The organism is Xanthomonas arboricola, assembly GCF_003353015.1.
GTDB classification, from domain to species: domain Bacteria; phylum Pseudomonadota; class Gammaproteobacteria; order Xanthomonadales; family Xanthomonadaceae; genus Xanthomonas; species Xanthomonas arboricola_E.
On record NZ_QREM01000010.1, the window covers coordinates 152,638 to 167,451 of the forward strand.

At 67.6% G+C, this 14,814-nt stretch carries 13 protein-coding genes; 7 read left to right on the plus strand and 6 right to left on the minus strand.

Going from position 1 to position 14,814, the window contains the following annotated elements:
• Positions 1 to 197 precede the first annotated feature (197 nt).
• From C0541_RS18095 to C0541_RS18105, 3 genes are all read left to right on the plus strand, one after another.
• Positions 198 to 1,193 carry an aldo/keto reductase gene (locus C0541_RS18095; RefSeq protein WP_115050714.1) on the plus strand — a complete coding sequence of 332 codons (996 nt, stop codon included), beginning with the start codon at positions 198 to 200 and terminating at the stop codon, positions 1,191 to 1,193.
• Between the two features lie 118 nt (positions 1,194 to 1,311).
• Entirely contained in the window at positions 1,312 to 2,007 is a 696-nt protein-coding gene (locus tag C0541_RS18100) for a glycosyltransferase (RefSeq protein WP_115050716.1), read from the plus strand.
• Positions 2,008 to 2,158: 151 nt separating this feature from the next.
• The gene (locus C0541_RS18105) at positions 2,159 to 4,228 is read left to right on the plus strand and encodes a M13 family metallopeptidase (RefSeq protein ID WP_161960184.1); all 2,070 of its coding nucleotides are present in this window, start codon (positions 2,159 to 2,161) and stop codon (positions 4,226 to 4,228) included.
• 110 nt (positions 4,229 to 4,338) lie between these two features.
• Here C0541_RS18105 and C0541_RS18110 read toward each other — a convergent pair whose 3' ends face one another.
• The gene (locus C0541_RS18110) at positions 4,339 to 5,265 is read right to left on the minus strand and encodes an oxygenase MpaB family protein (RefSeq protein WP_115051145.1); all 927 of its coding nucleotides are present in this window, start codon (positions 5,263 to 5,265) and stop codon (positions 4,339 to 4,341) included.
• A 532-nt stretch (positions 5,266 to 5,797) separates the two neighbouring features.
• On the opposite strand from C0541_RS18110, the gene C0541_RS18115 reads away from it, so the two are divergent.
• Complete coding sequence (locus tag C0541_RS18115) at positions 5,798 to 6,427, plus strand: hypothetical protein (RefSeq protein ID WP_238601364.1); 630 nt, start codon at positions 5,798 to 5,800, stop codon at positions 6,425 to 6,427.
• 240 nt (positions 6,428 to 6,667) lie between these two features.
• Here C0541_RS18115 and C0541_RS18120 read toward each other — a convergent pair whose 3' ends face one another.
• The 4 genes from C0541_RS18120 to C0541_RS18135 form a co-directional block, all read right to left on the minus strand.
• Positions 6,668 to 8,263: an APC family permease gene (locus C0541_RS18120; protein ID WP_115050722.1), complete on the minus strand. Its 1,596-nt coding sequence runs from the start codon at positions 8,261 to 8,263 to the stop codon at positions 6,668 to 6,670.
• Positions 8,264 to 8,506: 243 nt separating this feature from the next.
• Complete coding sequence (locus C0541_RS18125) at positions 8,507 to 8,872, minus strand: hypothetical protein (RefSeq protein WP_115050724.1); 366 nt, start codon at positions 8,870 to 8,872, stop codon at positions 8,507 to 8,509.
• Between the two features lie 35 nt (positions 8,873 to 8,907).
• Positions 8,908 to 9,681: a LytR/AlgR family response regulator transcription factor gene (locus C0541_RS18130; RefSeq protein ID WP_115050726.1), complete on the minus strand. Its 774-nt coding sequence runs from the start codon at positions 9,679 to 9,681 to the stop codon at positions 8,908 to 8,910.
• Positions 9,678 to 10,973 (minus strand): sensor histidine kinase, encoded by a 1,296-nt coding sequence (locus C0541_RS18135; protein WP_115051146.1) that lies wholly within the window; start codon positions 10,971 to 10,973, stop codon positions 9,678 to 9,680. Before C0541_RS18135 ends, C0541_RS18130 begins: the two co-directional genes overlap by 4 nt.
• 320 nt (positions 10,974 to 11,293) lie before the next feature.
• Here C0541_RS18135 and C0541_RS18140 point away from each other — a divergent pair, with 320 nt between their 5' ends.
• On the plus strand, positions 11,294 to 12,508 hold the full coding sequence (locus C0541_RS18140) for an FAD-dependent oxidoreductase (RefSeq protein ID WP_115050728.1): 1,215 nt from the start codon (positions 11,294 to 11,296) through the stop codon (positions 12,506 to 12,508).
• Between the two features lie 23 nt (positions 12,509 to 12,531).
• Here C0541_RS18140 and C0541_RS18145 read toward each other — a convergent pair whose 3' ends face one another.
• Positions 12,532 to 12,723 carry a hypothetical protein gene (locus C0541_RS18145; RefSeq protein ID WP_115050730.1) on the minus strand — a complete coding sequence of 64 codons (192 nt, stop codon included), beginning with the start codon at positions 12,721 to 12,723 and terminating at the stop codon, positions 12,532 to 12,534.
• A gap of 551 nt (positions 12,724 to 13,274) precedes the next feature.
• Between C0541_RS18145 and C0541_RS18150 the strand changes: the two genes are divergently transcribed.
• Positions 13,275 to 13,781 (plus strand): ferritin-like domain-containing protein, encoded by a 507-nt coding sequence (locus C0541_RS18150; RefSeq protein ID WP_115050732.1) that lies wholly within the window; start codon positions 13,275 to 13,277, stop codon positions 13,779 to 13,781.
• A 130-nt stretch (positions 13,782 to 13,911) separates the two neighbouring features.
• Positions 13,912 to 14,811 (plus strand): manganese catalase family protein, encoded by a 900-nt coding sequence (locus tag C0541_RS18155; RefSeq protein WP_115050735.1) that lies wholly within the window; start codon positions 13,912 to 13,914, stop codon positions 14,809 to 14,811.
• The last annotated feature ends 3 nt before the right edge of the window (positions 14,812 to 14,814 follow it).

Below are 14,814 nucleotides of genomic sequence, written 5' to 3' on the forward strand. Positions count from 1 at the left end.
CCACACCCGTGCATGGCGGTGGGCCCCTGGCCTGCTTCCATGTGCGGGGCTTGCGTCGAGTCGCAGCGCGCGTCCGGTGTGCGTGATGTGCCGCCGAACGCCTGCCCTGTCGCGCGTCGTCGTACGGGCCACATCGTGCTAACGCGCGCCGCCGCATCCTCCCCTGACGTTTTCGCCGCACGGAGTTTTTCTCCACCATGCAAACCCGCACGCTTGGCCGTTCCGGCCCCACCGTCTCTGCGCTCGGCCTCGGCTGCATGGGCATGAGCGCGTTCTACGGCAATCGCAGCGACGAGGCCGGCTCGATCGCGGTGATCCACCGCGCCCTCGATCGCGGCGTCAGCCTGCTCGACACCGCCGACATGTACGGCCCGCACACCAATGAAATCCTGGTCGGCAAGGCCATCGCCGCGCGCCGGCACGAGGTGTTCCTGGCCACCAAGTTCGGCATCAAGCTCGATCCCGCCGACCCGTCGGTGCGCGGCATCGACGGCAGCCCGGGCTATGTGCAGGCGGCCTGCGAAGCCAGCCTGCGCCGCCTGGGCGTGGAGCATATCGACCTGTACTACCAGCACCGCGTGGACCCCAACGTGCCGATCGAAGACACCGTGGGCGCGATGTCGCGCCTGGTCGAACAAGGCAAGGTGCGTTTCCTCGGGCTGTCGGAAGCCGCCGCAGCCACCATCCGCCGCGCGCATGCGGTGCATCCCATCACCGCGGTGCAGACCGAGTATTCGCTGTGGTCGCGCGAGCCCGAGGACAATGGGGTCTTCGACACCGTGCGCGAGCTGGGGATCGGCTTCGTTCCGTATTCGCCGCTGGGCCGCGGTTTCCTGACTGGCGCCTTCGCGTCCCCGGACGACTTCGAGGCCGACGATTACCGTCGCCATTCGCCGCGTTTCCAGGGCGAGAACTTCAGCCGCAACCTGCAACTGGTGGAGCAGGTCAAGGCGATCGCCGCCGACAAGGGCATCACGCCGGGGCAACTGGCGCTGGCCTGGGTGTTGGCGCAGGGCCAGGACCTGGTGCCGATCCCGGGCACCAAGCGGCTGGCCTACCTGGAAGAAAACCTCGGCGCGCTCGACGTGGCGCTGATGCCGGACGAGCTCGCACGCATCGATGCGATCTTCCCGCAGCAGGCCGCGTCCGGGACGCGGTATCCGGAAGCGATGATGGGCGCGCTCAGCCGCTGAGCGGTACGCGTGGAAGCGCACGCCGCCGCGGTGGCCCGGCGATGGCGTGCGCTCACGCCATCGCACCGGCATGGCTCGCACACTGGGCCTCACCGCCATCCGAGTGCCGCGTCCTGCCATGCTGTCCTTCGTGATCCCCGCCCATGACGAGGCTGCGCTGATCGGCCAGACGCTGCAGTGCCTGCACGCCTGTGCGCAGGCCCTGCAGCTGGACTACGAGGTGGTCGTGGTGGCCGATGCCTGCGAGGACGCCACCGCCGCCATCGCGCGCGCGGCCGGTGCACAGGTGCTGGAGGTGCAATTGCGCCATATCGCCGCCACCCGCAACGCCGGCGCGCAGCAGGCGCAAGGCGATCGCCTGCTGTTCCTGGACGCCGATACGCTGGTCAACCCGCAGGTGCTCGGCGCCGCGCTGGCGGCGCTGGATGCCGGTGCGGTCGGCGGTGGCGCGCAGGTGCACCTGCAGGGCAGGCGCGTGTGGTTCGAGCGCGCGGTACAGGCGCTGTTCGGTTGGTTGTTTCGTGTCGGCGGCATCGCACCGGGCTGCTTCCTGTTCTGCACGCGCGCCGCATTCGTCAGCGCCGGCGGCTTCGATACGCGTTACTACGCCGGCGAAGACGTGGCCTTGAGCCGCGCGCTGGCGCGCTGCGGGCGGTTCGCGATCCTGCGCCAGACCGTGCACACCTCCGACCGCAAGCTGCGCAGCTTTTCCAAGCGCGAGCACCTGGGCCTGCTGCTGCGCTTCCTGTGGCGTGGGCGAGGCATGCTGCAGACCCGCGATGCGCTGGGCTTCTGGTACCAGCGCCGGCGCTGAACCGCGCGTGTCCGCAGGGCCGCGGTGCCGGCCGCGCGCTGCCCGCGCGTCGGGACGTGGCGACGGCGGCAATTTACACTGGTATGCCTGTTTTTCGTTTCCGAGTTGCACGCGCATGGCTCCTTTGCACCGTCCCGTCCTGATCGCTGCCCTGTCGGCGGCCTTGCTGAGCACTGCCGCGTGCCACCGCGATGGCGCCTCGCCGGCAACGACGGCGCATGCCAAGCCCACGCCCACCACGCCCAAGCTGGGCGATTTCGGTTTCGATGCGGCGGGCATGGATCGCAGCGTGGCCGCAGGCGACGACTTCTTCAGCTATGCCGGCGGCAACTGGGTCAAGACCACCCGGATTCCGGACGACCGCTCCAGCTTCAACAGCTTCGTCAGCATCGCGATCGAGACCGAGCAGCACAGCCGCGACATCATCGAAGGCGCCGCCGCCAACGACCGCGTCACCGGCGAAGACAAGCAGATCGGCGACTACTACGCCGCCTACATGGATGAAGCCGGGATCGAGGCCAAGGGCGTGCGCCCGGTACAGCCGGAACTGGACGCGATCGCGCAGCTGGACGACAAACAGGCGCTGGCGCGCACCCTGGGCGGCCAGCTGCGCGCCGACGTGGATCTGCTCAACTCCACCAACTTCTATACCGACCGGCTGTTCGGCCTGTGGATCTCGCAGGACCTGCATCACCCCGGCCGCTACGTGCCGTACCTGGTGCAGGGCGGCCTGGGCATGCCGGACCGCAGCTTCTATCTGGACGACGGACGCATGACGCAGATGCGCGAGGCCTACCGCGCGCACATCGTCAAGCTGCTGGAACTGGCCGGCATCGCCGATGCGGCGGCCAGGGCCGAGCGCATCCTGGCCCTGGAAACCGCGATGGCACGCGTGCACGCCACCGCCGAACAGACCAACGACGTGCAGGCCGGCGCCAATGCCTGGAAACAGGCCGATTTCGCGCGTAATGCGCCTGGCCTGGATTGGGCGCCGTTCTTCGAAGCGGCCGGCCTGAAGGCACAGCAGGATTTCATCGTCTGGCAGCCCGGTGCGGTGACCGGGTTGTCGGCGCTGGTGCGCTCCGAACCGCTGCAGGCCTGGAAGGATTACCTGAGCTTTCGTGCCCTGGACCGCGCCTCGCCGTATCTGTCCAAGGCCTTTGCCGACGAGCGCTTCGCGTTCTACGGCACCACACTGGAAGGCACGCCGCAGCAACGCCAGCGCTGGAAACGCGGCATCGACGCCACCAACGCGGCCCTGGGCGAAGCGGTGGGCGAGCGTTACGTGCACAAGTACGTCAGCGCCCAGACCAAGACCCGTGCCGAGGAGATGGTCAGGAACATCGTCACCGCCTTCGGCAAGCGCATCGACGCGCTGGCGTGGATGAGCCCGGAAACCAAGCAGCATGCCAAGGCCAAGATCGCCGGGCTGACCGTGGCGGTGGGTTATCCGGAGACCTGGCGCGACTACAGCGGGCTGGATGTGCGCCGCGACGATGCGCTGGGCAATGTGCAGCGCTCGGAGCTGTTCGAGTACCGGCGCAATCTGGCCAAGCTGGGCAAGTCGGTGGATCACCGCGAGTGGTACCTGCTGCCGCAGGAGGTCAACGCGCTGAACGTGCCGCTGGAAAACCGCCTGCTGTTTCCGGCGGCGATCCTGCAGCCGCCGTTCTTCGACCCGGCGGCCGACGACGCGGTGAACTACGGCGCCATCGGCGCGGTGATCGGCCACGAGATCAGCCACAGCTTCGACAACATGGGCGCGCAGTTCGACGAACATGGCGAGCTGCACAACTGGTGGACGCCGCAGGACCTGAAAAAATTCGCGGCCGCCGGCGATGCGCTCGCAGCGCAGTTCAGCGCCTACAAGCCGTTCGACGATCTGAGCGTCAACGGCAAGCTGACGCTGGGCGAGAACATCGCCGATGTTGCCGGCCTGGCCACTGCCTACGACGCCTACCAGCTGTCGCTGCAGGGCAAGCAGCCGCAGACCATCGACGGGTTCAGCCCGGACCAGCGCTTCTTCCTGGGCTTTGCGCAGGCCTGGCGCGGCAAGTACCGCGACGCGGCGCTGCGCAATGCCGTGCTCACCGACGTGCACGCCCCCGGGCGCTTCCGGACGCAGACCGTGCGCAACCTCGATGCCTGGTATCCGGCCTTCGATGTGCAGCCGGGCCAGCAGTTGTATCTGGCGCCCGCGCAGCGGGTGCGGATCTGGTAGCGCACTGGCCCCTCACCTTCTCGGGAGAGGGGTTGGGGCGAGGGGACGGCCACAGGGCGCACCATCCCCCGCGTCACACACCGCCCTGCATGCCGAACAAGCACGCGCGCTCACCGCTCCACTGGCCACTCCAGCAACATCGCCTGCGGCAGCTGCATGCGACGGCACGCGCGTGCCGACAGTCCGTCGCGTAGCGCGGTGCGGAACAAGGGCGACAGGCTGCGCAGCAAGCGCGCCGACGCATGCGCCTGTGCGCGCTGGGTGGTGGTGCGGCCGAGCATGTCGCTGGCCCAGCCGGGCAACAAGGCGGTCCCGGCACCGAGGAATACGCCGCGCGACAGCCCGGCCGCCGGCACCGGCAACTGGATGCCGGTCAGGATGTCGAGCACCTCGCGCGAGCGCGTGTCCATGCGCAACTGCCCGCGCACGCTGGCGAAATACGCATCGACCTGCGCCTCGCTGGCGGGTACATCGGCCGCGCCCAGCGCTTCGGCGACACGTCGCGCTTCGTCGTAGTACCGGTCGGCGATGCGTACCGGCACGTCGCGGCAATAACGTCGGCAGCCCTGCAGGAAACCATAGGCCTCGGTGACGTGCACCCAGGTCAGCAACTGCGGGTCGTTGGCGTCGTAGGGCAGGCCGTCGGCGGTGTGGCCGTGGACATGCGCATGGATGCTGCGCACGCGGGCGATCAATTGCTCGGCCTCGGCGCGCGGGGCGTAGGTGGTGCCGGCGACGAAATTGGTGGTGCGCCGCAGCCGCCCGATCAGGTCGGCGCGGAAGTTGGAATGGTCGTAGACCCCGGCCAGCGCGCGTGGGTGCAGCAGTTGCAGCATCAGGGCGCACAATCCGCCGGACAGCATGCCGGGAAATTCCGAATGCACCCGCCAGGTGACACTGTCGGGCCCGAAGATGCCGGGATCGCCGAGGGGCTGGTCGTAGTCGATGCTGCTCTGGCCGCGCGGAAACGCGCCCAGCACCCAGCGATGGATCTGCCTGGCGGCAGGGGCGGTAAGGGTACGCAGGACGGCTGACATGCGCGCAAGCATACCGAGCCGGCTGCAAGGCCGCGTCGTGGCGCTGAGGGGCCGGGATTGGGGAGTTGGGATTGGTGAATGGCGGCCCTGTGTTCGCTGCGCGTCCCCATGCGCATCGACATCGCGACGGGTGCTTGCCCGCCCGTCGCCTGACCTTGCGCGGCATGGGTGCTTGCGCGGCGCTCACGCGATCTGTACGCCGGAATCGATTGCGCGCCGGTCGCACCCGCCTCGATTACGGATGCACTCACGCAGACGCGAGTGTGCAGTGCAGCAAGAATGGCGACGCACGGCGGCTCCCGTCGTTCGGCAAACGCTGCAAAGCGCCTGAATACCGCGATTTGTGCGCCGGTACTCAGGATTGGCCGCGCATCGGATCGCAGCAGGCATTGCCATGCACAGCGAAAGTGCTAGAACTAGGCCGTCCGCGCACAGGCCTGCAGCATTGCCAGCCGTTGCCCGGTCGCTCCAGGGCACCGGCGTTGCCGGATGCAGCAAGTCGTTCGTACCAGCCATCCGTCAGGAGCTTGTCATGATCGCTTTGTTCCAGGGTTTGGGCCTGCTATTGCAGGACAACGCACTCCATCGGCTCCCCTTCGACGAGCAGGTCGCGCACTGGCGCGAGAAGACCGACGACCAGCTCGACCAGGAGCTCAATCTGCTCAAGGTGGCCAAGAAACAGTGGGTGATCGCCTCGATCATCGGCTGGCAGGCGATCTCGCTGGTGTTGCTGGGCGTGATCACCCATCAGCTGTGGCAGAACGACTACCACCTCACCTTCAGCCGCGTGGTGATCATCTTTACCTCGTGGGCCTCGATCCTGTTCGTCATGTGGTACATCGCCGACCTGTTCGACCACAGCGCCGGTTTCGAGCGGTGGTTGCGCGCCTTCAACAGCCGCGCGCGGGTGACCCCGGATGCCGACTCGGTCGAGTGCGTGGCCGACGCGCTGGACATGACACGCCGCTACCCGGAAGTGCTGCGCTACAAGCAGGAGGTCAGTTCCAGGCGCGAATTGCGCCACGAGGACATCGTCAACATGCGCGAGATGGGGCGGCTGCGCCGCTACACCGAATTGCTGCGCGACCTGGACCGTTTCGACGGTGCGCCGCGGCTGGTGGCCAACACCAATTCCCATAGCGCAGCAGGGTCGCTGGCGTAGCGGTCAAGCGATGCAGGCGATGGCTGCCGCAAGGTGTCGGCAACGCCGGGCGAAGGCAGACGGATTGATCTGCCCGCTATCTGATCGCTCCAGGACGGGCGCTGCCAGGCGGCGCCAGCCGCTGCGCATCATGGCGTGCGTGGCGACCAACAAGAACGGCCGGTGCAGTGCACCGGCCGTTCGTTGTTCATGCCGCCCGCAGACAGGCGCCCGGTCGATCCGTTGTCAGCAAGCAGGCGCCTAGGCCTGCGCGACGGCCTTCTCCACCGACGGCGTGCGCCAACCGCTGCGCACGCCCCAGATGTAGAACACCGCCCCGACCACCGCGACCACCGCCAGGTCGGTGCCGTAGCTGAGATAGCCATGCCCGCCGAAGTCGCTGCTGCCGGCCCAGGACAGCAGTGCGATGGTCGGCAGGTAGCAGATCATCCAGGCCGCGCCCTTGAGGTTACGGCCAAGATCCGGCCAGCCCTGCTTGGCCTGGTAGTAGCAGTACACCGGCAGCGCCACCACCATCAGCAGGATGATCTCGCCGGTCAGCGGCCAGCGCGCCCAGTACAGCAGCTCGGTGGCCATCACGAAGGCCACGCCGGCCAGCACCGGCAGCGCGGCGATGCGCAGCGGACGATGCAGCTCCGGTGCGTGGCGACGCAGCGCCATCGCGCTGATCGGGCCGGTGAGGTAGGAGATGATCGTCGCCACCGAGATCACCGCCGCCAGCGTGCCCCAGCCGCGGAAGAAGAACAGGAACACGAACGACACCGCCAGGTTGAAGAACATCGCCATGCGCGGCACGCCCCAGACCGGGTGCAGCTTGCCCAGCACCGACGGCATGGTGCCGTTCTTTTCCATGCCGTAGACCATGCGCGCGGTGGTGGCGGTATAGGTGATGCCGGTGCCGCTGGGGCTGACGAACGCATCGATGTACAGCAGCATCGCCAGCCAGTGCAGGTTGACGATGATGGCCAGCTCGGCGAACGGCGAACGGAAGTCGATGCCGTGCCAGCCGGCCTTGGCCAGCAGGTCCGGCGGCACCGCGCCGATGTAGGCCACCTGCAGGATCACGTAGACCACCGTGGCCAGCGCGATCGAACCCAGCACCGCGAACGGGATGCTGCGGCCCGGGTTGCGCGCCTCGCCGGCCAGGTTCACCGGGCTCTGGAAGCCGTTGAAGCTAAAGACGATGCCGGCGGTGGCCACCGCGGTGAGCACCGCGGCCAGGTCGAGCACATGCGCATCGCCGTGGATGCCGACGCTGAAGTTCTCGCTGTGGAAGCCGCTGGCGATCAGGGCCACGCCGGTCGCCGCCGGCACCACCAGCTTGAACACGGTGATCAGGGTATTGGAGCGCGCAAACAGCTTGACGCTCCAGAAGTTGAGGAAGAAATACACCAGCACCAGCACCGCCGAGATCAGCAGGCCGGGCACCGACAACTCCCCCGCTCCGCCGGGTGCCTGCACATACAGGCCCTGCGCCCAGGCCCACGGCCAGGAGGCCATGTACTGCACCGAGGCCTCGGCCTCGACCGGGATCACCGAGACGATCGCGATCCAGTTGGCCCAGCCGGCGATGAAGCCCACCAGCGAGCCGTGCGAGTAATGGCTGTAGCGCACCATGCCGCCGGACTCGGGGAACATCGCGCCCAGTTCGGCGTAGGACAGCGCGATGGTGGTGATGATCGCCGCGCCCAGGATCCAGGCCCAGATCGCGCCGGGGCCAGCCAACCCCGCAGCGCGCCAGGCGCCGAACAGCCAGCCGGAACCGATGATCGAGCCCAGGCCGGTGAGCATGAGGGCGAAGGGGCCAACGTCGCGGCGTAGCGATTGTTCGGACATGAGAGCCTGACTGTGAGGACGCCGTGAACCGGCAACAAGCCGGCAATGATCGCAGAAGCGGCCGCTGATCGTCAGTGCGTATTCAGGCTTGCGCCGTCCGGAATCCCTGCGCCGCTGACCGAGTGCCGGTGTGGATGTGCCCGTTTGCGCTCCCACGGGCATTGCCGAAAGCCGCCCTCACCCGCCAGTGCGCTTGCGAGCGGGGCATGCATGCGGTCTGGGCAAGCGGCGAAACCGTCGCTGCTAGCCGCGGCAATCGGCGCCTGGTGCAGTGCGATCCACGCAGGTCTGCGCCTGACGCGGAAGGCCGCGCACCTGGCGCATCTGCCCGGGCGCCAGCGCAAAGCTGTCCAGGGTCTTGCGTGCGCAGGCCGGCGTGGCCGACGCAGCCGCCGGCGCGGCGCAGTGTTCTTCATAGATCAGGTAATGGCAGTGGCCGCTGCTGCTGGCCAGGCAATGCACCTTGGTCTCGGTGGCAGTGGCCAGCGTCTTGCTGAAGAGCATGTCCTGGCCATTGCTGGTGGCGCGGGTGATGGAGGTGGTGCCGTTGCGGTCGTGGCAACCGGCCAATGCCAGCAGGCAATACACGAGGGAGGCGATCAGGCGCATATCAGCAATCCTTTCAGTCGATGCGATCGGGGGAATTACATGCCGCGGAACAGGGTCATGAAGGGCTGGCTGACAGTGAGCGTTTCGCTGCGCCCGCGCAGCGCCAGCCGGCCCTTGCCGGTGTCCTCGCGCACCACCGAGGCGACCGCCTTCATGTTGACGATGGTGGAGCGGTGGATCTGCTTGAACACCTGCGGGTCCAGCACGTCGAGCAACTCGCGCAGCGGCGTGCGCAGGATCGCCTCGCCGGCGGCGGTCATCACCGTGGTGTATTTCTGATCTGCCTGGAAATACGCCACCTCGTCCAGCGCGATCAGGCGCGTTTCGCGCCCGCTGCTGGCGGTGAGCCAGGCCAGCGGTGGCGCGGCGGCGGCGGCAGGGCGCGCGGACAGGCGCTGCAACAAGGCCTCCAGCAGCTGGCCGTCCGGCTGGCCGGCGGCGGCACGCTGTTGCACGCGCTGCCAGGTGGCCTGCAGGCGCTCGCGGCCGATCGGCTTGAGCAGGTAGTCCACCGCGCCGTGTTCGAACGCATCGATGGCGTACTGGTCGTAGGCGGTGACGAACACCACCTGCGTGCGCGGGCTGACTTCGCGCAGCGCACGCGCCACCTCGATGCCGGTCAGCCCGGGCATGCGGATATCCAGAAACACCACATCCGGTTGCTGGGTGGCGATGGTTTCCAGCGCGCTGGCGCCGTCCTCGCATTCGCCCACGATCTGCAGCTGAGGACACACCTCGGCCAGCAGCGCGAACAAGGACTGCCGCAGCAACGCTTCGTCCTCGGCGATCACCGCACGCAGCGCGCTCATGCCTGCACCTGTGCGGTATGGGTGTGCGCGTCGGGCAACGGCGGCGGCATGCGCGTGGCCAGCATCTGTGCCGGCAGCGGCAGGCTGATCGTGGCGGCCACACCGCTGGGGAAATTGGACACGATGGCAAAGCTGGCCCTGCCGGCGTAGATCAGCTGCAGGCGCTCGCGCAGGTTCTTCAGGCCGATGCCGGTACCTTGCGTGTGGGCGTTGAAGCCCTGGCCGTCGTCGGCCACTGTGAGCGTGGCATGGTCGTCGACGCGACGCGCCAGGATCCATATCGTGCCGCCGCCGGGCTTGGGTTCCAGCCCGTGCTTGATCGCGTTCTCCACCAGGGTCTGCAGCATCATCGACGGCAGTTGCAGTGCGCGCAGCTCGTACGGCACTTCCACCTGCAGGCCCAGCCGCGTGCCCATGCGGATGCGCAGGATCTCCAGATAGGCCTGGGTGCGTTCGAGTTCCTCGCCCAGGGTGGAGATGGCCCCGTCGGCGCTGGGCAGCGAGCTGCGCAGGTACTGGATCAGATGGCCGATCATGATGTCGGCGCGCGGCGGGTCGGTGCGTGCCAGTACCTGCGCGCTGGCCAGCGTGTTGTAGAGAAAGTGCGGCTCCACCTGGGCATGCAGCAGATTCAGGCGGGCCACGGCCAGCTCCTTTTCCATCACCGATTGCTCGGCCGCGGCCTGCTCGTCGCGACGCTGTTCGCCGACCCGGCGCACCACCGCACGATTGATCGCCTCGGCGTTCTCGTAATTGCTGCCTTCGTCCACCGCAAACAGGTCCACCCAGGCGCCGGCATCGGGCTCGCACAATACGGTGACACTGCTGGTGCCCTGCCCCGGCGCGATCGTCACCAGCACCTGGTTGCACTTGATCGCAAAGCGCGCGAACAGGTTCCAGCGCGAAGGCTGGCGTCCTTCGTAGGGGTCGATGCGGCGCACCTTGGCACGGATCAGCAGGCTGCCGGGCGCGCACTCGATGTCCTGTACGCGTGGCAGCACGCGCACGGCCTCTTCGACCACGGCGAAACTGGCCTGCACGTCCAGCGGCACTTCGATCTGGCGCCGCTGGCGGGTCGACAAGGTGTCGTGATCCAGCCGCCCGGCAATCAGGCGCACCCGCCGCACGTGGGTGATCGCACTCATCAGGGCCAGTGTCAGCAGCACCACGCAGATCAGCCCGAAGAACGCGCCGGTGGAACCGAACAGCTGCGCCCACATGATCCCGGCCACCACCAATGCGGCGGCCCAGGCGAACACGATACGTACGATCAGGAAGACGCTGGCAGACACGGGTGGCGACTCGTCGGGTTGGGACGCGGCGAGCATAGCCGGCAAGCGATCGGACGAAAGCCCCGGGCGACGAATGGCCGCCGGCGCGGCCCCAATCGCCCGGATCGCGGTGCGAAATCCGGCACGGTCGGCGATGGCAGGCGCTGACGTGCGCGGTATGCTCCAGGTCTGCGACCGGCGACCTGGGCCATCAGGCGTCGGGCGGCGCGCGCGGCCACGCAGCGCAGGGCCTGGCTTCTACCGATGCTGCGCGGCGCGCGCGGCCGACGGCGCAGGCGCCGTGGTCCCGATCATCTCCCTCCACACCGCTCAGGAGTCGCATGCACCGTCGTCATTTCCTGCACAGCGCCGGCCTTGCGCTTGCGGCCGCTTCCACCGCAAGCTGGGCCGCGACCGGCAAGGCGGCCGCTGCACCGTCGTCGCCACTGCCGGCCATGCCGCCGGGTGCCCTGCCCCAGCAGTTCGCCGCAGCGCTGCCGCTGGCGCCGATCCGTGCGGCGGTCGATCGCATCATCGCGATCAACGGCTGCACCCGCCCGTTCCGTGCGCAGGGTCCACGGATCGAGGCCGAGCGCATCGGTCGCAAGACGGTGGTACATAACTACGGGCATGGCGGCAGTGGATGGTCGCTGTCGTGGGGCGCGGCCGAGCACGCGCTGCGGCTGGTGCGCGCGGCCGATACGGATGCGCGCGAGCTGGCGGTGATCGGCTGCGGTGCGATCGGGCTGACCACCGCGCTGGTGGCGCAACGCGCGGGCCTGCGCGTGCGCATCTATGCGCGCGAGCGCCTGCCGGACGTGCGCTCGTTCTACGCCACCGGCGTGTGGTCGCCGGACTCGCGGGTGTGCACCAGCGAGCACGCCACTGCCGATTTCAAGACGCGCTGGGAAGAGATGGCGCGCATTTCGTTCCGCCGCTACCAGACCCTGCTGGGCCTGCCGGGCGAGCCGATCGAATGGCGCGATGGCTATGCGTTGTCGGATGTGCCGTTCGACCAGCCGATTGCATCGGCCGAAGCGCACGAGCCGGATTACCCGCCACTGGAGCGCGACTTGATCCATGATCTCGGCCCGCGCTCGCAGCCGGTCGCTGCCGGCAGTCATCCATTCCCGGTGCCGTTCGTGCGCCGCTACAGCCAACTGACCTTCAACCTCAGCGCTTATGCGCGATTGTTGATGGACGACTTTCTGCAGGCTGGCGGCGAACTGTACACACGCAGCTTCGAGCATCCGCGCCAGTTCGGGCAGTTGCGCGAAAGGATCCTGGTCAATGCCACCGGCTACGGCGCACGCGCGTTGCTTGGCGACGACAGCGTCATCCCGGTGCGCGGGCAGACCGCGCGCCTGATTCCGCAACCGGAAGTGAGCTACGGGCTGGTGTGGCGCGGCCACAATCTCAACGTGGTGCCGCGTCGCGATGGCCTGCTGGTGCAGGCGCAGGGTGCCAACGATTTCAACAACCCCGACGCCACGCCGGATCCTGCCGCCTCCGCAGCCGCGGTGCGCGAACTGGCGCGGTTGTTTCCTTCGAGCTGAATCCGCTTGCCCGCGCGCTGCCGTCAGGACTCGAGTGAGGCCTGCAGTGCGCGGGCCAGTGCGGCATCGCCGCTGACCAGCTCGTCCCAGCGCAAGGTCACGCCGTTGCGACGGCCTTTTTCCACCAGCTTCAGTCCCTGCGGATCGATGATCAGGGTGTAGGCCTGCTCTCCGATCTGCAGCTTTCGGCGTAGCGGTTTGTCCAACGGCGTCATGGCGGCTCCCAGTAACAAGGAAGAGCGGTCGGTTGTAGCGCATCGATCTGCAACGACGTGCATTGGCGCATCGCGCAGGCCGCGCGGTGCCGCGCGGTGCCGGCGCAACCGCCGTGCATCAGCATCCACAGCCGCGCAGGTGGAACGGACACCGGCACACCGGTGCGGCACCTGCACGGCATGGGTCATGCGCGTTGCACACCGCATTCCTGCACGGCGGTATCGGCCCCGGTCGATGTCAGCGCGACTGCCCTGGCTCGGCGCGCCGGCATCGATCGCCGGCGCCTCATCTTCTCCTGCGGCACAGGTCGTTATCGCATCGGACTCACCGCATCCACCGATCCCGCTAACACGCCGACGACTAGCGTAGCGACCATGCGAGACAGGGCGAGCCGGCACGACGGCACCGCTGCCTCACCAGCCCGGCGCCGTGTCGGGTACTGCGATGTCGCGATGATGCTGCAGCTGTCTCGCACGTAATCCACTGCAATCCGTAGGCGCGGTGCAGCGCACCGTTTCTCCATCTATCCATCCATTCCTAGGAGCCGCCCATGGCGATCAAGACAATTGAAGAGCTTTTCGTCCACGAGCTGTCGGACATCTACAGTGCAGAAAAGCAGCTGACCAAGTCGCTGCCGCGCCTGGCACGCGCGGCCACCGAACCCAAGCTGGTGGAAGCGTTCAAGCTGCACCTGGAAGAAACCCAGGGCCAGATCGAGCGTATCGACCAGATCGTCGAACTGCTCGGCATCAAGCTCAAGCGCATCAAGTGTGCCGCGATGGAAGGCCTGGTCGAGGAAAGCCGCGAGGTGATCGACGAGATCGAGGAAGGCCCGGTCCGCGATGCGGCGCTGATCGGCGGCGCACAGAAGGTGGAGCATTACGAGATCGCCTCGTACGGCACCATCGCGGCGATCGCCAAACAGCTGGGCTACACCGATGCGGTCGGCCTGCTGCTGTCGACGCTGGAAGAAGAAAAGGCCACCGATGAAAAGCTGACCCTGCTCGCCGAGCAGGGCGGTAACCAAAAGGCATCCAAGGCCAGCAAAGCGGCCTGATGCAGCGCGCAGGCGGCCCCGCCGCCTGCGTTCGCCCGCGTCCCGCGGGCAACTCCCATCGCCAGCCTCAGGTTTCTGCGCGCATGCCGCGTTGCAGTCGTCGTCGGGCGCCAGCCAGGAAACACGACCCATGTTCATGCATAACAAGCGTCTGATGTACACCGTCCGCGTCGCCGAACCCAATCCGGATCTGGCCACGTTGATGCTCGAACAGTTCGGCGGACCGCAAGGCGAACTTGCCGCGGCGATGCAGTACTTCACCCAGGCATTGGGCGAGGACGATCCGGGCCGCAAGGACCTGTTGTTCGATATCGCCACCGAGGAACTGAGCCACCTGGAAATCATCGGCTCGATCATCGCCATGCTCAACAAGGGCCCGAAGGCGGTGTTGTCCGAAGGCATGGAAGAGGCCATGGAGATGCGCTCCATGACCCAGAACAGCACCAGCCACACCCAGCAGATCCTGTACGGCGGTGGCCCGGCGCTGGTCAATTCCAGCGGCGTGCCGTGGACTTCGGCCTATGTCGATTCGATCGGTTGCCCGACCTCGGACATGCGTTCCAACATCGCTGCCGAAGCGCGCGCCAAGCTGGTCTACGAACGCCTGATCACCGTCACCGACGATCCGGGCATCGTGGACGCGCTGCGCTTCTTGATGACGCGCGAGGTGGCGCACCAGAAGTCGTTCGAAAAGGCGTTGTACGCGATCGAACCGAACTTCCCGCCGGGCAAGCTGCCGGGCGACCCGCGCTTTACCGACATCTACTACAACATGTCGCAGGGCGATGGCGATACGGTCGGCCCGTGGAATGCCGGCGAACAATGGGACGTGGTGGCAGACCGTGCGCTGCAGTCCGCCGTCGACGGTGGCGATGGCTCGGCCACGGTGGCGCTGGATGCAACCCAGACCGAAGCACTGGATGCGATGTCGCTGCGCCTGTTGTCCAATCCGGAACTGGACCGTGTCACCGGTGCAGACCTGGGCGCGGGCCCGGGGGCCGGCTCCACCACCGGCGACATCCAGCGCTGACCG